Origin of the sequence: Nocardioides eburneus, from assembly GCF_040838215.1 — a bacterium.
GTDB lineage: Bacteria > Actinomycetota > Actinomycetes > Propionibacteriales > Nocardioidaceae > Nocardioides > Nocardioides eburneus.
In genome coordinates this window covers 151534-171491 of the sequence record NZ_JBFPJR010000003.1, presented here as the reverse complement: position 1 = coordinate 171491, position 19958 = coordinate 151534, and the positions used below count along the sequence as shown (strand labels likewise).

20 protein-coding genes are annotated in these 19958 nt (G+C 69.9%); 13 read left to right on the top strand and 7 right to left on the bottom strand.

What is annotated here, in order from left to right:
• Positions 1-18 precede the first annotated feature (18 nt).
• On the top strand, positions 19-708 hold the full coding sequence (locus AB3X52_RS02825) for a GNAT family N-acetyltransferase (protein ID WP_367991258.1): 690 nt from the start codon (positions 19-21) through the stop codon (positions 706-708).
• Here AB3X52_RS02825 and AB3X52_RS02820 read toward each other — a convergent pair.
• Positions 686-1129 (bottom strand): NUDIX domain-containing protein, encoded by a 444-nt coding sequence (locus tag AB3X52_RS02820; protein WP_367991257.1) that lies wholly within the window; start codon positions 1127-1129, stop codon positions 686-688. The genes AB3X52_RS02825 and AB3X52_RS02820 overlap by 23 nt on opposite strands.
• A gap of 64 nt (positions 1130-1193) precedes the next feature.
• Between AB3X52_RS02820 and AB3X52_RS02815 the strand changes: the two genes are divergently transcribed.
• Entirely contained in the window at positions 1194-1607 is a 414-nt protein-coding gene (locus AB3X52_RS02815; protein ID WP_367991256.1) for a VOC family protein, read from the top strand.
• 18 nt (positions 1608-1625) lie between these two features.
• Here the strand turns inward: AB3X52_RS02815 and AB3X52_RS02810 are convergent, their stop codons facing one another.
• On the bottom strand, positions 1626-3293 hold the full coding sequence (locus AB3X52_RS02810; protein WP_367991255.1) for an APC family permease: 1668 nt from the start codon (positions 3291-3293) through the stop codon (positions 1626-1628).
• A gap of 207 nt (positions 3294-3500) precedes the next feature.
• Between AB3X52_RS02810 and AB3X52_RS02805 the strand changes: the two genes are divergently transcribed.
• From AB3X52_RS02805 to ilvC, 4 genes are all read left to right on the top strand, one after another.
• Positions 3501-4154, top strand: coding sequence for a 4a-hydroxytetrahydrobiopterin dehydratase (locus tag AB3X52_RS02805; RefSeq protein WP_367991254.1), 654 nt, complete (start codon positions 3501-3503; stop codon positions 4152-4154).
• Positions 4155-4438: 284 nt separating this feature from the next.
• On the top strand, positions 4439-6190 hold the full coding sequence (locus AB3X52_RS02800) for an acetolactate synthase large subunit (RefSeq protein WP_437440528.1): 1752 nt from the start codon (positions 4439-4441) through the stop codon (positions 6188-6190).
• Positions 6187-6753, top strand: a complete 567-nt coding sequence (gene ilvN / locus AB3X52_RS02795) for an acetolactate synthase small subunit (protein ID WP_367991253.1) — start codon at positions 6187-6189, stop codon at positions 6751-6753. Before AB3X52_RS02800 ends, ilvN begins: the two co-directional genes overlap by 4 nt.
• A 151-nt stretch (positions 6754-6904) precedes the next feature.
• Positions 6905-7930 carry a ketol-acid reductoisomerase gene (gene ilvC, locus AB3X52_RS02790; protein WP_367991252.1) on the top strand — a complete coding sequence of 342 codons (1026 nt, stop codon included), beginning with the start codon at positions 6905-6907 and terminating at the stop codon, positions 7928-7930.
• Between the two features lie 83 nt (positions 7931-8013).
• On the opposite strand, the gene AB3X52_RS02785 is transcribed toward ilvC, so the two are convergent.
• The 4 genes from AB3X52_RS02785 to AB3X52_RS02770 form a co-directional block, all read right to left on the bottom strand.
• Positions 8014-8403: a PPOX class F420-dependent oxidoreductase gene (locus tag AB3X52_RS02785; protein ID WP_367991251.1), complete on the bottom strand. Its 390-nt coding sequence runs from the start codon at positions 8401-8403 to the stop codon at positions 8014-8016.
• Positions 8404-8507: 104 nt separating this feature from the next.
• On the bottom strand, positions 8508-9404 hold the full coding sequence (locus AB3X52_RS02780) for a glycine betaine ABC transporter substrate-binding protein (RefSeq protein ID WP_367991250.1): 897 nt from the start codon (positions 9402-9404) through the stop codon (positions 8508-8510).
• A 52-nt stretch (positions 9405-9456) separates the two neighbouring features.
• Positions 9457-10347 carry an ABC transporter permease gene (locus AB3X52_RS02775; protein ID WP_437440529.1) on the bottom strand — a complete coding sequence of 297 codons (891 nt, stop codon included), beginning with the start codon at positions 10345-10347 and terminating at the stop codon, positions 9457-9459.
• Between the two features lie 25 nt (positions 10348-10372).
• Complete coding sequence (locus AB3X52_RS02770; protein ID WP_367991248.1) at positions 10373-11551, bottom strand: quaternary amine ABC transporter ATP-binding protein; 1179 nt, start codon at positions 11549-11551, stop codon at positions 10373-10375.
• 305 nt (positions 11552-11856) lie between these two features.
• Here AB3X52_RS02770 and AB3X52_RS02765 point away from each other — a divergent pair, with 305 nt between their 5' ends.
• The 4 genes from AB3X52_RS02765 to efeB all read left to right on the top strand — a co-directional run bounded on the left by AB3X52_RS02765 (position 11857) and on the right by efeB (position 16736).
• Positions 11857-12564: a DsbA family oxidoreductase gene (locus tag AB3X52_RS02765; RefSeq protein WP_367991247.1), complete on the top strand. Its 708-nt coding sequence runs from the start codon at positions 11857-11859 to the stop codon at positions 12562-12564.
• Between the two features lie 143 nt (positions 12565-12707).
• Positions 12708-14264: an iron uptake transporter permease EfeU gene (efeU, locus tag AB3X52_RS02760; RefSeq protein ID WP_367991246.1), complete on the top strand. Its 1557-nt coding sequence runs from the start codon at positions 12708-12710 to the stop codon at positions 14262-14264.
• The gene (efeO, locus tag AB3X52_RS02755) at positions 14245-15474 is read left to right on the top strand and encodes an iron uptake system protein EfeO (protein ID WP_367991245.1); all 1230 of its coding nucleotides are present in this window, start codon (positions 14245-14247) and stop codon (positions 15472-15474) included. The genes efeU and efeO overlap by 20 nt, the downstream gene beginning before the upstream one ends.
• Positions 15474-16736, top strand: coding sequence for an iron uptake transporter deferrochelatase/peroxidase subunit (gene efeB, locus AB3X52_RS02750; RefSeq protein ID WP_367991244.1), 1263 nt, complete (start codon positions 15474-15476; stop codon positions 16734-16736). The genes efeO and efeB overlap by 1 nt, the downstream gene beginning before the upstream one ends.
• 45 nt (positions 16737-16781) lie before the next feature.
• Here efeB and AB3X52_RS02745 read toward each other — a convergent pair whose 3' ends face one another.
• On the bottom strand, positions 16782-17351 hold the full coding sequence (locus AB3X52_RS02745) for an O-methyltransferase (protein ID WP_367991243.1): 570 nt from the start codon (positions 17349-17351) through the stop codon (positions 16782-16784).
• Between the two features lie 269 nt (positions 17352-17620).
• Here AB3X52_RS02745 and AB3X52_RS02740 point away from each other — a divergent pair, with 269 nt between their 5' ends.
• The 3 genes from AB3X52_RS02740 to AB3X52_RS02730 are packed head-to-tail and all read left to right on the top strand — an operon-like array spanning position 17621 to position 19941.
• Positions 17621-17764, top strand: coding sequence for a hypothetical protein (locus tag AB3X52_RS02740; RefSeq protein WP_367991242.1), 144 nt, complete (start codon positions 17621-17623; stop codon positions 17762-17764).
• 11 nt (positions 17765-17775) lie between these two features.
• Entirely contained in the window at positions 17776-18828 is a 1053-nt protein-coding gene (locus AB3X52_RS02735) for a 3-isopropylmalate dehydrogenase (RefSeq protein ID WP_367991241.1), read from the top strand.
• Positions 18829-18861: 33 nt separating this feature from the next.
• Complete coding sequence (locus tag AB3X52_RS02730; protein WP_367991240.1) at positions 18862-19941, top strand: branched-chain amino acid aminotransferase; 1080 nt, start codon at positions 18862-18864, stop codon at positions 19939-19941.
• The last annotated feature ends 17 nt before the right edge of the window (positions 19942-19958 follow it).

Genomic DNA, 19958 nt, shown 5'->3' with positions numbered 1-19958 from the left:
GTGAGAGTGGTCGAGGAGATGGACGCTACGCAGCTGCTGCCGGACTGGACGCCGCGGCCCTGGCCGGAGCCAGTAGCCCTGGAGGGACGGTACGTCCGGGTGACGCCGCTGACGTCGGCGGCCTACGCCGACCTGTACGCCGCGACCTGCGGCCCTGACGACGTCGACCTGTGGACCTATCGTCCGGTCGAGGCGCCGACGTCGCTGGCCGCGCTGTGGATGCATCTGGCCGAGGCGGTCGATGCGCCGGACCAGGTGCCGTACGCCCTCGTCCCGACTGAGGGTGAGCGGGCCGGGAAGGCGAGCGGCCTGGCGTCGTACCTGCGGATCTCGCCGACCCACGGCAGCCTCGAGGTCGGCGGCGTCCTGTTCGGCCACGCGATGCAGCGCACCCGGGCGGCGACCGAGGCGATCCACCTGCTGATGCGGCACGCCTTCGACGACCTCGGCTACCGCCGGCTCGAGTGGAAGTGCGACCGGCTCAACGAGCCGTCGCGGCGTGCGGCGCTCCGGCTCGGGCTCAGCCACGAGGGCCGCTTCCGGCGACACCTGGTCGTGAAGGGCCGCAACCGCGACACCGACTGGTTCGCCGTCACGGACGAGGAGTGGCCGGCGGTGCGGGCCGCGCACGAGCGCTGGCTCGATCCGGCGAACTTCGACCTCGACGGGCAGCAGCGGGTGGCCCTCAGCGCGCTGACGGCCGGCTGAGCCACGCGTCGAGGAGCTCCTGAAGACCCTGGGGGAGCAGGGGTACGTCGGTGAGCCCCGCGACCGGCCGCCACTCGAGCCGACCCGCCCCGGCCTCGGGCGCGGGGCCGAGCAGCCGCCCGGCGTACACGAAGACGACCTCGTGGCCCGACTCGTCCTCGCGCGAGAAGATGTTCTCCAGGACGCCGAGCAGCTCGGGCTCGGCCAGCGTGGCGCCGAGCTCGTGCGCGATCGCCCGCGCGACCGCGTCCGCCGAGCGCTCGCCGCGCCGGACGCCGGCGCCGAGGGGCCGGTGGAAGGTGGGGTGGGCGGCCGCCGTCGCGCGGACGACGGCGTGATGCTCCGCTCGCTCGTCGAGCACGACGACGTAGGCCTTCACCCTGATCCGGGAGCGGCCCACCGGCGGGTAGGGGAGGATCACCTCTGGAGCCTAGGGCACGAGCGGGCCGCTGAGGACTGTCGGTCGTGCGTGCCAGGGTGTCCTCATGGACCAGCGGATCAGCTTCGTGACCCTCGCCGTGCGCGATCTCGCGCGCTCCCACGCCTTCTATGTCGACGGCCTCGGATGGTCGCCGGAGATGTACGTCGCCGGGGAGGTGCTCATGCTGAAGGTCGGCCCCCACGTGGTGCTGAGCCTGTGGGACCGGGCAGCGTTCGCCGCCGAGGTGGGGGAGCCGCTCGACGGCCCGGGCGTCCCGCCCGTGACGCTCGCCCACAACGTCGCCACCCGGGAGGAGGTCGACGAGGTCCTGGCGACGATGCAGGCCGCCGGGGCCGAGGTGAGCGAGCCGGCCGAGCGGGAGTGGGGCGGTTACACCGGCTATGCCGCGGACCCCGACGGCTTCCGGTGGGAGATCGCGTGGAACCCCGGCGAGATCGGGCAGACCGTGCTGCCCTGATCGCGCCGGGGTCATCCGTCACGGCGTGGCGAGCTCCGCGTCCTCCTCGGCCGTCTCCTGCTCGGCCTCGGCGATGTGGCGCTCGATCGCCTCGCGCGGCAGCGAGTTGTTGACGCCGATGTAGTAGATCACCACCGAGAACACCACGATGATCGCGATCGCCGGCCAGAACGACACCCAGCCCCGGCCGCCGTCGAAGTCGCCGATGTAGGACATGACGGCGAGGCCGACGAGCCACGGGATGACCCAGATCGCGCCGGACGGAAGCTCGAGCGGCGGCGTCTTCGCCGAGATCAGCTCCCGCATCGCCAGCAGGACGTAGCCCAGCAGGATGGCGACGAAGAGCTTCCAGTCGGTGTTCCACCCCGTCCAGTAGATGATCAGGTTGCTGGATGCGAAGCCGAGGATCGGGATGAGGTCGCCGCCGGGGATGCGGAAGCCGCGTGGCAGCGACGGCAGGCGGCGGCGGAGCGCGCCGAGCACGAGCGGCCCGGGACCGAACGACAGCACGGTGGCCGAGGTGATGAAGCCGACCAGTTGCTGCCAGCTCGGGAACGGCAGGAACGCGATGATGCCGACGATGAAGGCGACCAGCAGGCTCACCCACGGCGCGCCGCTGGGGGTGGTCCTGGTGAGCGACTCCGGGGCGTTGCCGTTCTTGCCCATGGCGTAGGACAACCGGGCCGCGGTCGTGGTGTAGATCAGGCCCGTGTCGCCGGGGGAGACGACGGCGTCGATGTAGAGCAGGACCGCGAGCCAGCCGAGGCCGATCGCGCTCGCGACCGAGGCGAGCGGTCCGGCCGAGTTCGTCAGGATGTCGCTGACGTTGTCCCAGCCCTTCGTGGCCACGGCGTGCGGGTCGAGCGCGACCAGGAACGCGATCTGCAGCAGGACATAGAGGATCCCCGTGACGAGCAGGGAGCCGAGGACGGCGAGCGGGATATCGCGCTTCGGCTTCGCGCCCTCGCCGGCGAGCTCGATCGCCTGGCGGAAGCCGAGGAACGAGAAGACGATGCCGGAGGTCGCCACGGCACTGAAGACGCCCTGGGCGCCATGGGTGAAGAAGCCGTGGCTGTGAAGGTTGCTGCCGTGGAAGGAGACGGTGAGGAAGGCGACGATGACCAGGACGATCATGACCAGCTTCCAGGTCACCAGCACGTTGTTGATCCTCGCGAACCAGGCGATGCCGACGTAGTTGATCACCACGAAGACGGCCATGAGGACGATCGCGACCACGAACCCGAGCGGCGTGAGGGTGTGCACGGTGCCGTTCTTGTGCGGGGTGGTGAAGTCGACGTACCGGGTGGCGTACTGCAGCGCGCCCTCCACCTCGATGGGGGCCGTGGTCGCGGCGGCGACCCACGTCGACCAGCCGGCGGTGTAGCTCGCGAACGAGCCGAAGGCGAGGTGGGGGAAGCGCACCACGCCTCCGGCGATCGGGAACATCGAGCCGAGCTCCGCGAAGACGAGGCCGATGAAGGCGATCATCACGCCGCCGATCGCCCATGACAGGATCGCGGACGGCCCCGTGGTCGCGGCGGCGTTCATCGCGCCGAAGAGCCAGCCTGAGCCGATGATCGAGCCGACGCTCGCGAACAGCAGGCCGACGACGCCGAGCCGACGTTTGAGGCCGGGGGCGGACGCTGCGCCTCCGGCCGCCTTCGTGGTCGAGATTGGGGTTGTCATGGAACCTCCGAGATCGAAAAAAGGTCACTCGACCATAGGGGAACGATCATTTCGGTGGGGGAGCAGACGTCGGTGGGCGTGCCGCGGCCCGGAGGCCGGTACCCGGCCTGACCTGCGGCGATGCCTGCGCAGGAGCAACCGGCGTAGCCTCGCCGAAGAGGGGTACCTCGCTCTCGTCACCGTCGACCCCGACCCGGGAGGTCCCAGATGCCCATCCCCGACGAGGACCGTGTCGTGCTCGAGCCGTCCGCCGTGGCAGCCGAGCTGCTGAGCGACTGGCGGCTGCTCGCCGGACAACTGTGTGCCAGGTTCTCCACGGGCACCTTCGTCCGTGGCGTGACGCTGGTCGACCGGCTCGCGGAGGAGGCGGAGAAGGCCAACCATCACCCCGACGTCGACCTGCGCTACGGCCATGTCGAGGTGCGGCTCGTCAGCCACGATGTCGGCGGCATCACCCAGCGTGACGTGCGACTCGCCCGGGTCATCAGCGCGATCGCCGATCAGATGGGCGCCAGCCCGCAGCCGGCGGCCCTCCAAGTCGTGGGCCTCGCGCTCGACACGCCCGACCCGGCGACGGTCAGCCCGTTCTGGCAGACCGTGCTCGGGGCGCACCCGGATCCGTCGTACGACGCCTTCCTGGTGGCTGCAGACGGGCCCGGGCTCTATCTGCAGCAGACCGACGAGCCGCGCGGCTTCCACGTGGACGTCGATGTCCCCGACGACGTCGCCGACCTGCGGATCAGGCAGGCGCTCGACCACGGTGGCCGCCTCGTGAGCGACGCTCGTGCGCCGGCGTGGACGACCTTGGCCGACGCGCAGGGCAACAGGGTCGACATCGCGACCTGGCTCGGTCGCGACTGACCGGGGCGCGAACCCGTGCACCGCGCCTTCGACCCCGTTCCGAGACGTGGGACGGCGATCCCATATGGTGGGACACCTGCCACACTCGGGTGACAGGCCACGATCGGCGCGGTTACGGTGAGCGCATGCTGCACCAGATTCTCGTACTCACCGGGCGCGTCGGCTGATCCCAGCCAGCTGACGCGCCTCCCTCCGTTGCCCCTCGGGCCGGAGGGCTTTTTTATGCAGCACCGCTGTGGCAGCAGACACCACCGCAGGACCGACGGACAGGACACGACGGAGACATGAGCGAGCAGATCACGGGCGCGCAGAGCCTGGTCAAGTCGCTGGAGGCGGCGGGCGCCGACACCATCTTCGGCATCCCGGGGGGCGCGATCCTTCCGGCGTACGACCCCCTCATGGACTCGAGCGTGCGTCACATCCTCGTTCGCCACGAGCAAGGGGCGGGCCACGCCGCCGAGGGGTACGCCGTGGCGACCGGGCGGGTCGGGGTGTGCATGGCGACCTCCGGGCCGGGGGCGACCAACCTGGTGACGCCGATCGCCGATGCCTACATGGACTCCGTGCCGATGGTGGCCATCACCGGCCAGGTCGCGGAGAGCCTGATCGGCACCGACGCCTTCCAGGAGGCGGACATCCGCGGCATCACGATGCCGATCACGAAGCACAACTTCCTCGTCACCGATCCTGCTGACATCCCGCGCCGGGTCGCCGAGGCGTTCCACATCGCCTCCACCGGCCGTCCGGGGCCCGTCCTCGTCGACGTCGCCAAGAGTGCGCTCCAGGCGAGCACGACGTTCACCTGGCCGGCCCAGCTGAGCCTGCCCGGCTACCGCCCGGTGACCAAGCCGCACGCCAAGCAGATCCGCGAGGCCGCCAAGCTCATCCTCGCGGCGAGGAAGCCGGTGCTCTACGTCGGCGGTGGCACCATCCGGGCGCGGGCTCACCGCGAGCTGCGCACCCTCGCCGATCTCACCGGCATCCCCGTCGTGACCACCCTGATGGCCCGCGGCGCCTTCCCGGACAGCCACCCGCAACACCTCGGCATGCCCGGCATGCACGGCACCGTCTCGGCCGTTGCGGCGCTGCAGAAGAGCGACCTGATCATCAGCCTCGGGGCCCGCTTCGACGACCGCGTCACCGGCGACCTGTCCAGCTTCGCGCCCCACGCGGCCGTCATCCACGCCGACATCGACCCGGCGGAGATCGGCAAGAACCGGTACGCCGACGTGCCGATCGTCGGCGACATCCGCGAGGTCGTCACCGACCTGCTGGGCGCGCTCCAGCCGGAGATCGCGGCCGGGCGCACCGGGGACTACGAGGCCTGGGTGGCCTACCTCGCCGGGATCAAGAAGCAGTACCCGCTCGGCTACGACACGCCCGCCGAGGGGCTCGCCCCGCAGTACGTCATCGAGCGGCTCGGCAAGATCGCCGGGCCCGAGGCGATCTACGTCGCGGGCGTCGGCCAGCACCAGATGTGGGCCGCCCAGTTCGTCGGCTATGAGAACCCCAACACCTGGCTCAACTCCGGAGGGGCCGGCACCATGGGCTACTCCGTGCCGGCGGCGATGGGCGCCAAGGTGGGGTGTCCCGACTCGACCGTCTGGTCGATCGACGGCGACGGCTGCTTCCAGATGACGAACCAGGAGCTCGCGACCTGCGCCATCGAGGGCATCCCGATCAAGGTCGCGGTCATCAACAACGACAACCTCGGCATGGTCCGGCAGTGGCAGACGCTCTTCTACAACGAGCGCTACTCCAACACGAACCTGCAGCGTCACGACAAGCCCGTGCGCATCCCCGACTTCCCGAAGCTCGCCGAGGCGTACGGCTGCGTCGGACTCTCCTGCGAGTCCGCCGACGACGTCGACGCGACGATCGAGAAGGCCATGGAGATCAACGACGTCCCCGTGGTCGTCGACTTCCGGGTCAACAAGGACGCCATGGTCTGGCCGATGATCGCCGGCGGCGCCAGCAACGACGAGATCCAGTACGCGCGCGACCTCGCGCCCAAGTTCGACGAGGACGACCTGTGAGCATCACTCCCGTGAAGTCGACCGGCAAGCACACCCTCTCGGTCCTCGTCGAGGACAAGCCCGGTGTCCTGGCCCGCATCGCCGGCCTGTTCAGCCGCCGCAGCTTCAACATCGAGTCGCTGGCGGTCGGGCCGACCGAGCATTCCGAGATCTCGCGGATGACCATCGTCGTCAACGTCGAGGACACCCCGCTCGAGCAGGTCACCAAGCAGCTCAACAAGCTCGTCGAGGTCATCAAGATCGTCGAGCTCGAGCCCGACGCCTCCGTCCAGCGCGAGCTCATGCTCGTCAAGGTCGGCGCCACCGCGGAGACGCGCGGACAGGTGCTCGACGCCGTGCAGCTCTTCCGGGCCAAGGTCATCGACGTCTCGACCGATGCGGTGACGATCCAGATCATCGGCAACGCCGGCAAGCTGGCCGACTTCCTCCGCGTGCTCGAGCCGTTCGGTGTCCGTGAGCTGGTCCAGTCCGGCATGGTCGCCATCGGCCGCGGTTCGCGGTCGATCTCCGAGCGCAGCCAGCGCCCGGTCGCCGTACCCGCCCCGCCGCCGGCCGTCGGCTGACGACCCGGGCACTCCGCTCCACCCCGAGTAGTTAAGAATCAATCGCGCGGCAGCGTGGCGGCGGAGCCGTCCTGGTCGTGCAGCCCCATCCAGAGACAGTGACGGCGCAGCCGACACGCTCGCGCAATTCAACACAGAAGGAGAGCCCCAAGTGGCTGAGATCTACTACGACGACGACGCCGACCTGAGCCTGATCCAAGGCAAGAAGGTCGCGGTCATCGGCTACGGCAGCCAGGGCCACGCCCACGCGCTCAACCTGCGTGACTCCGGCGTCGACGTGCGCATCGGGCTCCAGCCGGGCTCGAAGAGCACGGCGAAGGCGGAGGAGGAGGGCTTCAGGGTCCTCACCCCTGGCGAGGCCGCTGCCGAGGCCGACGTGATCGTCATCCTCGCCCCCGACCAGCACCAGCGCGGTCTCTACAACAACGAGCTCGCCGAGCACACCACCCCGGGCAAGACGCTGGTCTTCGGCCACGGCTTCAACATCCGCTTCGGCTACATCCAGGCGCCCGAGGGCGTCGACGTGATCATGGTCGCCCCGAAGGCGCCGGGCCACACCGTGCGTCGTGAGTACGTCGCCGGCCGCGGCATCCCGGACATCATCGCCGTCGAGCAGGACGCCTCGGGCCAGGCCTGGGACCTCGCGAAGTCCTACGCCAAGGGCATCGGCGGCACTCGCGCCGGCGTCATCAAGACGACCTTCACCGAGGAGACCGAGACCGACCTGTTCGGTGAGCAGGCTGTCCTCTGCGGTGGCGTCTCCCACCTCGTCCAGGCGGGCTTCGAGACCCTGACCGAGGCCGGCTATCAGCCGGAGATCGCCTACTTCGAGGTGCTGCACGAGCTCAAGCTCATCGTCGACCTGATGTGGGAGGGCGGCATCGCCAAGCAGCGCTGGTCGGTCTCCGACACCGCGGAGTACGGCGACTACGTCTCCGGCCCCCGCGTCGTCACCGACGCCGTCAAGGAGTCGATGAAGGGCATCCTGTCCGACATCCAGGACGGCACCTTCGCGAAGCGCTTCATCGCCGACCAGGACAACGGCGGCAAGGAGTTCCTCGAGCTGCGCGAGAAGGAGGCCCAGCACCCGATCGAGGCGACCGGCAAGCTGCTGCGGTCCCACTTCGCGTGGAAGCAGCAGGACGAGGACTACACCGAGGGCAGCGCCGCCCGCTGACCGCAGCCCCCACGAGTCGGGGCAAATGCGAGCCATTTGCGCCGACTCGGCATTGTGGGGGCGGCCAGCGCCGACTGAGGGTCTCAGTCGAGCCGGATGACGACCGCACTGTCGGCGTATCCCAGGCCCTGACGCCGCATCATCAACCCGCCGGTGAGGCGGGCGAAGCGGGCCAGCAGGCCGTACTTCTTCTGGATCTTCGCCAGCACCTCCTCGTGGAGCGGGTCGGCCTGGTGGAGCTCGGCGGTCCCGGTCACGGGGAGGGAGCCAGGCTTCAGCTTCCCGCTCCAGCCGCATGGCTGCAGGGTCACTCGCGGGTCGCGCTTGAGGCGCTTGGTCTTGCCGGAGCCCATCGAGGTGTAGAAGCCGACGCGCCCGTCGTCGAGCCGCGTGATCCAGACCGGCGCGGTGACGGCCGCGCCGTTGCGTCGGTACGTCGTCAGCGCGACGCAGGTCGAGTCTGCGATGTCCATCGTCTCAACCTAACGGCGCCGCAGTGGCCGCGACAGAGCCTGGAGACGGCGATGCCCCGCCGCCCGGAGGCAGCGGGGCATCGTGGTTCCTGGTCGGCGCTGGGTCAGCCCAGGGACTTCTCGAAGTCCGGGTTGGCCTTGAGCCACTCCTCGACGCCGGCGTCCATGTCGTCCTTGTGGTCCTGCAGGACGGTCTGCTCGAGCGAGCCGAGGGACTTGTCGTCCATGTGGAACTTCTTGACCATCGCGGCGACCTCGGGGAAGTCGTCGGCGAACGAGCCGGTGCCGATCGCGTGGATGCCATCGGGCTTGCCCATGGCGCCCTTCGGGTCCTTGAGGTCCTTGATCGGGAACGCGGTGTAGGCCCAGTGCGGCCGCCACAGGTCGACGACGATCGGCTTCTTGGCGTCGGTGGCCTTCTTCAGGGCCGCCAGCATCGCCGAGGTCGAGGACGTCTGGAGCTTCCAGCTCGACAGGCCATACTGCGGCATCATCTTCTTCACGATGCCGGTCTCGCCGGCGCCCGGCTCGATCCCGGTGATGGTGCTGTCGAACTCGCTCGCGTGGGCCTTGAGGTCCTCGATCGAGTTGATGTCCTTCATGTACGTCGGCACCGCGATCGTGAGCGGGGCCGCGTCGTACCACGTCGTCAGGTCGGTCAGCTGGCTGCCGTACTTCTTCCAGTACGCCGCGTGCGTGGCCGGCAGCCAGCCGTCGAGGTAGAGGTCGATGTTGCCCTTGGAGAGGCCCACGTAGGTCGGGCCGGCGTCGGAGATCTGCTGGATCGTGACGTTGTAGCCCTTGTCCTCCAGGACCTTCTGCCACAGGTGGGTGACGGCGACGTCCTCGTCCCAGTTGATGTAGCCGATGGTGATCTGCTTGCCGCCACCGTTCCCGGCGTTGCCATCGGTGCCGCTCTCGCTGTTGCCGCTCGCGCAGCCCGCCAGCCCCACGAGGGACAGGGCGGCGATCAGAGCGGCGCCGAGCTTGAGGCGCTTCATGCTGACTCCTTCTGGTTCATCGTCGTCGTACGGTTTCCGAGAATCTGCGGGACTAGGAAGCGACCGGCTGTGCCGAGGCGCGCTGGCGCTGGAAGAGCCGGACCGCCTTGCTGAGCGGCGACGGCTCGCCGCGGCCGAGGCCGGCGGTGACGCGGTCGAGGTAGATCGCGAGGAAGACCACGGACACGCCCGCCTCGGCGCCCTTGCCGATGTCGAGGGTCGTCAGGGCGGACGTGACGTCCTGGCCGAGGCCGGGCGCGCCGACCATGCCGCCGATGACGACCATCGAGAGGGCCAGCATGATCACCTGGTTGACGCCGGCCATGATCGTGGGCATGGCGAGGGGGATCTGGATGCCGAAGAGCACCTTGCCGGGGGGAGCGCCGAAGGCCTGGCCGGCCTCGACCATCTCGCTGTCGACCTGGCGGATGCCGAGCTCCGTGAGGCGCACGCCCGGCGGCATCGCGAAGATGATCGTCGCGACCACGCCGGCCGCTGAGCCGAGTCCGAAGAAGAAGAGCGCCGGCAGAAGGTAGACGTAGGCTGGCAGCGTCTGCATGAAGTCGAGCACGGGCCGGACCACCATCGAGCCGATGCGCGACTTCGCGGCCACGATCCCGATGGGGATGGAGAGCACGATCGCGATCACGGCGGCGACCACGATCAGGGCGAGCGTCTGCATCGCGGAGGACCACTCGTTGAAGCTGTCGATCAGCAGGAGGCCGATGGCGGCGGCGATGGCGGTGCCGATGCCGCGGGCGAGGAGTGCGATCACTGCGAGCACGATGACGACGACGAAGATCGGTGACGACATCAGTGCGTCGGTCAGGTGCGCGACGACGCTGTTGAGGCCGTTGCCGATCCCGTTGAAGAAGCCGCTCCAGTGGGTGGTGAGCCACTCGACGGCGCTGTTGACCCAGTTGCCGAGATGGATCCGCGGCATCAGGTTGAGTGGGGCGATGAGCAGGTCAGACAAGGGTGCCCTCCTCGTCGGTCTTGATCGGGGCGTCGGCGTGCGCGCCGAGGGCGGAGAGCAGCGTGACGCGAGGGACGACGCCGGTCAGCCGGCCCTCGGCGTCGACCACCGGGAGCGGCAGCGGCGTCGCGGCGGCAGGCGCGAAGAGCTCGGCCACCGGCGTGCTCTCGGGCACCGCCTCGGGGGCCGGGCGGAGGAGGTCCGTCAGGTCGCCCTTCTGAAGCTGACCGCTGACGTCGTCCTCGGTGACGTAGCCGAGGAGGCGGCGGTCGCGGCCGACGACGTACAGGCCGCGCTGCTGCTGCTCGCGCATGAGCTTGTGGGCCGCACGCGGACCCTGCTCCCCGCCGAGCACGGCGACGGGCGGCTCCATGATGGAGCCGGCCGTCAGGACGCGGGTGCGGTCGACGTCGGCGACGAACTGGGCGACGTAGTCGTTGGCCGGATCGGTGAGGATCTCCTCGGCGGTGCCGACCTGGACGATCTCGCCGTTGCGCATCATCGCGATCCGGTCGCCCAGGCGCATCGCCTCGTTGAGGTCGTGGGTGATGAAGAGGATCGTCTTGCCGAGCTTGTGCTGCAGCTCGATGAGCTGGTCCTGCATGTCGCGGCGGATCAGCGGGTCGAGCGCGCTGAACGCCTCGTCCATCAACAGGATGTCGGTGTCGGCGGCGAGCGCGCGGGCCAGGCCGACGCGCTGACGCATGCCGCCGGAGAGCTCGCCCGGCTTGTGGTCGTCCCAGCCGGTCAGGCCGCAGAGCTCGAGCGCCTCGTGGGCGCGCTCGCGCCGCTCCGCCTTCCCGATGCCCTGCGTCTCCAGGCCGTAGGCGGCGTTGTCGAGCACCGTGCGGTGGGGGAAGAGGGCGAAGTGCTGGAAGACCATGCTGATCCGCTCGCGGCGGATCCGGCGCAGGTCGCGGCGTGAGGCCGCGGTGAGGTTCTCGCCGTACACCTCGACGTGCCCGGACGTCGGCGGGTGGAGGCCGTTCATCATCCGGATCAGCGTCGATTTGCCGGACCCCGACAGGCCCATGACGACGAAGATCTCGCCCTCCTCGACCTCGAACGACGCGTCGATGACGGCCGGCGTCAGCCCGGCCTTCCTCAGGTCCGCAGGATCCTCCCCGGCCTCGAGCCGGCTGACTGCGTCTCGTGCCTTCCTTCCGAACACCTTGTACAGATGGTGTGCTGCGATGGCCGGCACTCAGCCCCCTCGGTCGTCGTTTCGGTTGTACGCCTAGATGACGCTTCGGTCGTGTCGAGATCCTTTTCAACCCATCACAGGTAAAGGGTTTGTGCAAACCGAGCCGGGGTACCGGCACGGCCGTTGTGGGTCCTCGACACGAATAAATACGCGCGCGCGAGAAGACTTGTGGAGGCCAAGGGCCTCAGGTCCAGACCAGCCACGCTACTCCGGTGGGCACCGGCGTGCCATGGGGAAGGAATGCCGGACCGCCCGCGGGGCGTTGTTCGGCCATGCGCATCGACATCTGGTCCGACGTGGTCTGCCCCTGGTGCTATCTCGGCAAGCGCCGGCTCGAGGCGGCGCTGGGCGACCTCCCGCATGTCGAGGACGTCGAGGTGGTCTACCACTCCTACCAGCTCGACCCGGCGGCGCCGCGGACGGCGACCGAGACCGCGCGGGAGATGCTGGCGCGGAAGTACCGCATGACACCGGCGCAGGCGGCGGAGACCCAGGGCCGGGTGATCGCGCTGGCGGCCGAGGAGGGCATGCACTGGCGACACGACGAGTCGCCGCACGTCAACACGCTCGACGCCCACCGGCTGCTCCACCTCGCCCTGGAGCAGGGGCGTCAGCGCGAGCTCAAGGAGGCGCTGCTCCACGCCTACTTCGGCGAGGCGCGCAACGTCGCCGACCACGCCGAGCTGCGTGCCATCGCCGTCGGGGTCGGGCTCGACGGGACGCGGGTCGACGAGGTGCTGGCCGGGCGCGAGTTCGAGGCCGCGGTCGAAGCCGACGTACGCCAGGCGGCGGCGTACGGCGCGACCGGAGTCCCGTTCTTCGTCGTCGACGGCAGGTACGGCGTCTCCGGCGCCCAGCCGACCGAGCTGTTCCGTGAGGTCGTCGAGCGCGCCTGGAGCGAGTCGCACGCGAGCATCGAGCTGGTCGGCGGCGGCGCCGGCGGGGGAGAGGCGTGCGGACCGGACGGCTGTGCCATCTGACCGCTCTGGCATCTCGCGGCCCGACGGCCGAAAGGCAAAGTTCGAGACGTCACCTGGTCGGAAAGGCTGCCCTTAGATAGGCTAGCCTAAGTAAATCTGACCACGCGAGCGCTGCGCTCCCGGACCTGAATCGAAGACCTGCCGTGCTGCCTACGTTCGTGATCGGCCTGCGTGAGGGCCTCGAGGCGGCGCTGATCGTCTCGATCGTGGCCACGTTCCTGCGGCGCAACGGCGCCTCCCTGCGTGGTCTGTGGATCGGCGTGACCGCCGGTGTCCTGCTCAGCGTCGCCGTCGGTGTCGTCCTCAAGGTCGTCGAGCAGGGCCTCCCGCAGCGTCAGCAGGAGGGGATGGAGACGGTCATCGGAGCCGTGGCCGTCTTCTTCGTGACCGGCATGGTGCTGTGGATGCGCACCCACGCGCGCAGCATGAAGAAGGAGCTCGAGACCGCGGCCGCGGCGGCGCTCAAGAACGGCACGACGACGGCGCTGGCCGTGATGGCGTTCCTGGCCGTGCTGCGCGAGGGGTTCGAGACCTCCGTCTTCCTGCTCGCGACGTTCCAGACCGCCAGCAGCACGCCGAGCGCGCTGATCGGCGCGGTCCTGGGCATCCTCGTCGCCGTCGCCCTTGGCTGGGGCATCTACGCCGGCGGCGTCCGGATCAACATGCACCGCTTCTTCCAGGTCACCGGCGTCTTCCTGGTCCTCGTCGCGGCGGGGCTCGTGCTGTTCGCCTTCCGCACCGCGCACGAGGCCGGCTGGGTGACCGTCGGCCAGGGCCGCACGCTCGACCTCACCTGGCTGGCGCCGGCGGGATCGGTCCGCTCCGCCCTGATCACCGGCGTGCTCGGCATCCCGAACGACCCGCGTGTGATCGAGGTGCTCGCCTGGGCGGCCTACCTCGTCCCGATGCTCGCGCTCAGCTACCTGCCGGCGCGGCTGCGTCCCAGCGCCGCGCTCGCCCAGCGGCTGCGCGTCGGTGGTGCGGCGGTCATGGCGGTGGCCGCGGTGGCGCTCTTCGTCCTCGTGCGACAGCCCTCGGCCGTCGTACCCACGCAGGCGCCGGTCTCCGGCGGCGGCAACGCCATCGTCGACGTCTCCGGCGGTCACGCCACCGTCACCGAGAACGGCCACACCACCGTGCTGACGCGCGCGTCGGCCGCGGACCAGGAAGGCGCCGACACCCGCTGGACGGCGGCGAAGGTCGGTGGTGACCTGCCGGCGCGCCTCGACGTCGACACGCTCCTGACCTACACCGGCCAGCGCATCCCGGTCGGGCTCAGCGTCGCCACCGCGCCGGGCCCGTACGACGCGCGGTGGGTCGACTCCACCGAGCTGACCGTCCTCACCCGTGACGGTGGTCTTGTCGACGCCCACACCGACGGCCGCCTGCTGCTCACGATCTCCGGCGGTGGGCTGAGCTCACCGCGCACGTTCACCGTCGACAGCGCGGCCTGGCAGGTCGACCCCGCCTACGCCGCGAGCACGACGTCGGCGATCGCCTCCGCCGAGGCGACCGCGCACGACCGCACGCTGTGGAAGCACTGGGTCCCGGCCTTCGGGCTGGTGGCCGCCGCCGTGCTGCTCCTGCGTGCCTACCGGCTCCGGCCGGCGACCGTCTCGGACCACGACCCTGCACGCCCCGAGGCGTCGCAGGCGCCTGCATCGGAAGGAACCATCACCCATGCCGACTCCCTGGCGTAGGAGCACCGCGCTCGCCACCCTGTCCGTCCTCGCCCTGGGCGCCCTCGCCGCGTGCGGCAGCGGCTCCGACTCCGAGGCGAGCGCGAAGGGCAGCACCACCGCGAAGGGCGGCGCCTCGCAGGTCGCCATCACCCTCGCCAGCGGAGCGAACGGTGACGAGTGCACCGCCGACACCACGTCGGTGCCCGCCGGGCCGGTCACGTTCACGGTCACCAACAAGAGCGCCACCGGCATCACCGAGTTCGAGCTGCTCGACGGCCAGCGGATCGTCGGCGAGAAGGAGAACCTCGCCCCCGGGCTGCCTGCGGTCCGCTTCACGCTCACCCTCGGGGGTGGCAACTACGAGCTCTACTGCCCCAACGCGGCCACCGAGAAGAGTCCCTTCACGGTCACCGGCGAGGCCAGCGCCTCGCCGACCGGCAGCGCGGCGCAGGTCCTCGCGCAGGGCACCAAGGACTACTCGTCCTACGTCGACCTGCAGGTCGACAACATGGTCACCGCGGTCCAGAACCTCCAGAAGGCGGTCGACAGCGGTGACGTCGCCGCGGCGCAGAAGGCGTACGCCGAGGCGCGGCCGTTCTACGAGAAGATCGAGTCCGACGTGGAGGGCTTCGTGCTCCCGGGCTTCGACGCTACGGACAACCACGGCAACCTCGACTACCTGATCGACATGCGCGCCTCCAACTTGGACCCGGCCGTCGGCTGGCACGGCTTCCACGCCGTGGAGCGCGACGTGTTCGGCGCGAAGAAGATCACCGCATCGACCAAGAAGCTCGCCGCGGAGCTGACCACCAACGTCACCAAGCTCGCCAAGGTCGCCAAGGGCCTCACCTTCAAGCCGGAGGACCTCGCCAACGGCGCCGCCGGCCTCCTCGAGGAGGTTCAGGCCAACAAGATCTCCGGCGAGGAGGAGGCGTTCAGCCACATCGACCTCGTCGACTTCGCCAACAACGTCGAGGGCGCCCAGCAGGCGTTCGAGGCGCTGCGTCCCGGTCTGACCGAGATCGACCCGGCGCTGACGAAGACGATCAGCAAGCGCTTCGCGGCCGTCACGACGCTGCTCGAGAACTACAAGGACCCGAAGGCGCTCGGTGGATACCGGACCTACACCCCGGCGCTGAAGAAGTCCGACGCCAACGTGCTCAGCCAGACCGTGCAGGCCCTGCAGGACCCGCTCGGCCGGCTCGCCGAGAAGGTCGCCACCGCCTGATGACCGACACGCCGCAGGCCAAGGGACTCTCCCGACGCCGGCTCTTCGCCGGCGCCGGGGCGGCCGGCGTCGCGCTCGGCGCGGCGGCCGGGTTCGCCGGCGGACGTGCCTCGGCGGAGCCCGCCGGCGGCGCCGACGACGCAGACACCGTCGACCTGAGCCGGAGCCACGAGTTCTACACCGGCAGCCACCAGGCCGGCATCGAGACCGAGCCGCAGCGGCACTGCGTCTACATGACCTTCGACCTGACCACCACCAGCGTCCAGGACCTCCAGGTCCTGCTCGCGCGCTGGTCGGCCGGGATCGCCCAGATGATGGCCGGCCGGCCGGTCGGGACGGTCGACCCGGACCGGTCCAGCGCCGTACCCCAGGACACGGGGGAGGCCTACGACCTCGGACCGAGCTCGCTCACCGTCACGGTCGGCCTCGGGCCGGGGGTCTTCGACCACCGGTTCGGGCTCGCCGCCAAGAGGCCGAAGCTGCTCGCCGACCTGCCCACGCTCCCCAGCGACGTCCTCAAGCCGGAGCTCACCGGGGGAGACCTCTCCCTGCAGGCGTGCGCCGACGACCCGCAGGTCGCCTACCACGCGATCCGCGACCTCGCCCGGATGGGGCGCGGCACGGTCAACACCCGCTGGACCGTCATGGGCTTCGGCCGCGCCTCGGCCGGCAAGGGCCAGTCGACCCCGCGCAACCTGATGGGCTTCAAGGACGGCACTCGCAACATCCGCGAGCCGGAGGACTTCGACCGCTACGTCTGGGTCGGCCACGACAGCGAGCCGGTCTGGATGAGGGGCGGGACCTACCAGGTCGCGCGCAAGATCCGGATGGACATCGAGATCTGGGACTCCTCCGACCGGGGGACCCAGGAGGGCATCTTCGGCCGCAGCAAGGGCGCCGGTGGACCGCTCTCCGGCGGCAGCGAGTTCACCACGCCGGACTTCCACAAGATGGTCGCCGGCAAGCCCGCCATCCCGGCGAAGTCGCACGTGGCGCTGGCCGCCCACGAGAACAACGGCGGCATCAAGATCCTGCGGCGCAGCTACAACTTCACCGACGGCATCAACGAGCTCGGCCAGCTCGACGCCGGGCTGCTCTTCATCGCCTACCAGAACGACCCGGGCCACTTCGTGACCCTGCAGCGTCGGCTCGGCAGCGCGGACCTGCTCAACGAGTACATCTCCCACATCGGGTCCGGCATCTTCGCGGTCCCGCCGGCGCCGAAGCCGGGTCACTACCTCGCCGAGGGGCTCTTCGCCTGACCGACGACCCGGGCGGCCCGGGGGCGGCCCGGCGGGGGCCAGAGGTCAGCGCCGAGTCGCCAGCAGGACCGAGGTGTCGGCGGCGACCATGATCTCCACGGTAGTGAAGCGCTCGTCGGTCAGCCACTGCTCACGCAGGTTGTCGACCCGGCCGTGGACGAGCGGGGGCCACACCTCCGACGGCGTCAGGTCGTCGACCACGACGATGCCGCCCTCCTCGACGAGATCGACGATCTTGTCGACGGTGACCTCGCCCGGGGTCTCGGCGTCGAGGAACAACAGCGAGAACGGGCCACGGTCGCGTAGCGTCGACCAGTCGGCGGCGACGACCTCCACCTGCGGGTCGTCGGTGAAGATCTCGGCGGCCGACTTCGCGAGCACCTCGTCGAGCTCGGCGGTCACGATGCGCGCGCAGTCACGGCGTACGCCGGAGCGGAGCCAGGCGGTGCCGACCCCGCAGCCCGTGCCGAACTCGGCCATCGTGCCGCCCCGGGTCGCTGCGAGGGTCGCGAGCAGTCGGCCGGTCTCGTTGCGGCAGAAGGACACATAGCCGGCGCGCCGGGACACGTCGAAAGCACGGGCCACGATCTCCGGCAGCTCTGGCGGGGCACTCATGCCCTCAGTCTCGCCTCGACCGACGTCCTGCTCCCGTTCGTGGACAGTCGTCTCGGATCGCGGACGGATTCCGAGATCCATCCCCGTGGTCGCCGCGGGCGTCGTACCGTGGCGGCATCATGCGGAACATTCTCCTCGTAGCCATCCGCCGCGACGGGGCCCAGCAGCAGTAGCTGCCGAGAGGCCACCCCGTTGCGGTGGCGCTCCGTGGTTCCCACGTTCTTCCGGCTTCTCATGCCTCGTCCGACGATGAAGCCAGGAGCAGAACCATGTCCGTCACCACGTCCTTCTACGACATGTATCCCGACTGGGGACCCGCGCGCCGCGACCCGGAGAACCCGCTCAGCCACGAGGCCGTCCAACGCGCGCTCGACCTGCGGGACAACGGCGGCGAGCGCCCCGACGACAACTAGCCTTAGGCCCCATGACCGACGCATCGTCCAGCCTCAAGCTCGCAGTGATCCCCGGTGACGGCATCGGACCGGAGGTGACCGCCGAGGCCCTCAAGGTGCTCGAGGCGGCGTCGCCGGTGAAGTTCGAGCAGACCACCTACGACCTCGGCGCCGAGCGCTACCTCCGGACCGGCGAGGTGCTCCCCGACTCCGTGCTCGCCGAGATCCGCGATCACGACGCGATCCTGCTCGGCGCCGTCGGCGGGAAGCCGAATGACCCGAACCTGCCGCCGGGCATCCTCGAGCGCGGCCTGCTGCTCAAGCTCCGCTTCGCGCTGGACCACTACGTCAACCTGCGCCCCTCCAAGCTCTACCCGGGCGTGACCTCGCCGCTCGCCGCGCCGGGTGAGGTCGACTTCGTGGTCGTCCGTGAGGGCACCGAGGGCCTCTACACCGGCAACGGTGGCGCCATGCGGGTGGGGACGCCGCACGAGGTGGCGACCGAGGTCTCGGTCAACACCGCGTTCGGTGTCGAGCGGGTCGTCCGCGACGCGTTCGCCCGGGCCCAGCGCCGTCCGCGCAAGAAGCTCACCCTGGTCCACAAGACCAATGTGCTCGTCAACGCCGGGTCGCTGTGGTGGCGCATCACCCAGGAGGTTGCGCAGGAGTTCCCCGAGGTTACCGTCGACTACCTGCACATCGACGCGGTCATGATCTTCATGGCCACCGACCCGGCGCGCTTCGACGTGATCGTCACCGACAACATCTTCGGCGACATCATCACCGACCTGGCCGCAGCCATCACCGGCGGCATCGGTCTCGCGGCCTCCGGCAACGTCAACCCCGACCGCACCGCGCCGTCGATGTTCGAGCCGGTCCACGGCTCGGCGCCCGACATCGCCGGCCAGCAGAAGGCGGACCCGACCGCCGCCATCTCCTCGGCCGCGCTGCTCCTCGACCACCTCGGCCACGCCGACGCGGCGGCGCGCATCGACGCCGCCGTCCTCGCCGACCTGTCGTCGCGTGACGGCAGCCCCCGTCGTACGTCACAGATCGGCGACGCCATCGTGGCCCGCCTCGCCTGACGCACCCCTGACAAGAAGGATTAGGTTGATCCCATGGAGATCACCACGAAGCTCTCGTCCCACCCGGCCAGCGACGAACGTCTTGCGGAGATCCTGGCCGATCCGGGCTTCGGCAACTACTTCACCGACCACATGCTCCTGGTGGAGTGGACGCCCGAGAAGGGCTGGCACGATGCGCGCATCGAGGCGTACGGCCCGCTGAGCCTCGACCCCGCCACGGCGGTCCTGCACTACGCGCAGGAGATCTTCGAGGGCATGAAGGCCTACCGCCACGCCGACGGGTCGATCTGGGCGTTCCGCCCGGAGGCGAACGCCCAGCGGATGGCCCGCTCCAGCAAGCGGCTCGCGCTGCCCACGCTCGAGATCGAGGACTTCGTCCAGTCGGTCTTCGAGCTGGTCAAGGTGGACCAGCGCTGGGTGCCGGAGGCGTCCGAAGGCAACGAGAAGAGTCTCTACCTGCGGCCCTTCATGTTCGCCTCCGAGCCGTTCCTCGGCGTGCGCGCGGCCCATCACGTGACCTACATGGTGATCGCCTCCCCGGCGGGGTCCTACTTCAAGGGCGGCGTGAAGCCGGTCCGGATCTGGCTGAGCGAGGACTACACCCGTGCCGGCCGAGGCGGCATGGGCGCGGCGAAGACCGGCGGCAACTACGCCTCCTCGCTCGTCGCGCAGGAGGAGGCCTACAGCCACGGGTGCGACCAGGTGGTCTTCCTCGACGCCGCGGAGGGCAAGTACGTCGAGGAGCTCGGCGGCATGAACCTCTACTTCGTCTACGCCGACGGCCGGATCGTCACCCCCGAGGTCGGCACCATCCTCGAGGGGATCACCCGGTCCTCGATCATCGAGCTGGCCGGCAAGCTCGGCTACCAGGTCGAGGAGCGGAAGTTCGCCATCGACGAGTGGCGCGCGGGTGTCGCCTCCGGTGAGATCACCGAGGTCTTCGCCTGCGGCACCGCCGCCGTCGTCACGCCCGTCGGCGAGCTGGTCTGGGAGGGTGGCTCGCTGCCGTCGATCCCGGCCGGTGGCGTCGGAGAGACGCTGCGCAAGCAGCTCGTCGACGTGCAGTTCGGCCGCGCCGAGGACACGTTCGGCTGGATGCGCCGCATCATCTGACGAGCGCCGCCCGGTCC

Excerpts from the sequence above, each read along its gene's own strand:
- AB3X52_RS02805 (WP_367991254.1), top strand. The coding sequence starts at position 3,501 with ATGCCCATCCCCGACGAGGACCGTGTCGTGCTCGAGCCGTCCGCCGTG.
- AB3X52_RS02775 (WP_437440529.1), bottom strand. The coding sequence starts at position 10,347 with ATGCCGCGGATCCATCTCGGCAACTGGGTCAACAGCGCCGTCGAGTGG.
- AB3X52_RS02815 (WP_367991256.1), top strand. The coding sequence starts at position 1,194 with ATGGACCAGCGGATCAGCTTCGTGACCCTCGCCGTGCGCGATCTCGCG.
- AB3X52_RS02810 (WP_367991255.1), bottom strand. The coding sequence starts at position 3,293 with ATGACAACCCCAATCTCGACCACGAAGGCGGCCGGAGGCGCAGCGTCC.
- AB3X52_RS02745 (WP_367991243.1), bottom strand. The coding sequence starts at position 17,351 with ATGAGTGCCCCGCCAGAGCTGCCGGAGATCGTGGCCCGTGCTTTCGAC.
- AB3X52_RS02780 (WP_367991250.1), bottom strand. The coding sequence starts at position 9,404 with ATGAAGCGCCTCAAGCTCGGCGCCGCTCTGATCGCCGCCCTGTCCCTC.
- AB3X52_RS02730 (WP_367991240.1), top strand. The coding sequence starts at position 18,862 with ATGGAGATCACCACGAAGCTCTCGTCCCACCCGGCCAGCGACGAACGT.
- AB3X52_RS02800 (WP_437440528.1), top strand. The coding sequence starts at position 4,439 with ATGAGCGAGCAGATCACGGGCGCGCAGAGCCTGGTCAAGTCGCTGGAG.
- AB3X52_RS02825 (WP_367991258.1), top strand. The coding sequence starts at position 19 with ATGGACGCTACGCAGCTGCTGCCGGACTGGACGCCGCGGCCCTGGCCG.
- efeO (WP_367991245.1), top strand. The coding sequence starts at position 14,245 with ATGCCGACTCCCTGGCGTAGGAGCACCGCGCTCGCCACCCTGTCCGTC.
- efeB (WP_367991244.1), top strand. The coding sequence starts at position 15,474 with ATGACCGACACGCCGCAGGCCAAGGGACTCTCCCGACGCCGGCTCTTC.
- AB3X52_RS02735 (WP_367991241.1), top strand. The coding sequence starts at position 17,776 with ATGACCGACGCATCGTCCAGCCTCAAGCTCGCAGTGATCCCCGGTGAC.
- AB3X52_RS02765 (WP_367991247.1), top strand. The coding sequence starts at position 11,857 with ATGCGCATCGACATCTGGTCCGACGTGGTCTGCCCCTGGTGCTATCTC.
- AB3X52_RS02740 (WP_367991242.1), top strand. The coding sequence starts at position 17,621 with ATGTCCGTCACCACGTCCTTCTACGACATGTATCCCGACTGGGGACCC.
- AB3X52_RS02785 (WP_367991251.1), bottom strand. The coding sequence starts at position 8,403 with ATGGACATCGCAGACTCGACCTGCGTCGCGCTGACGACGTACCGACGC.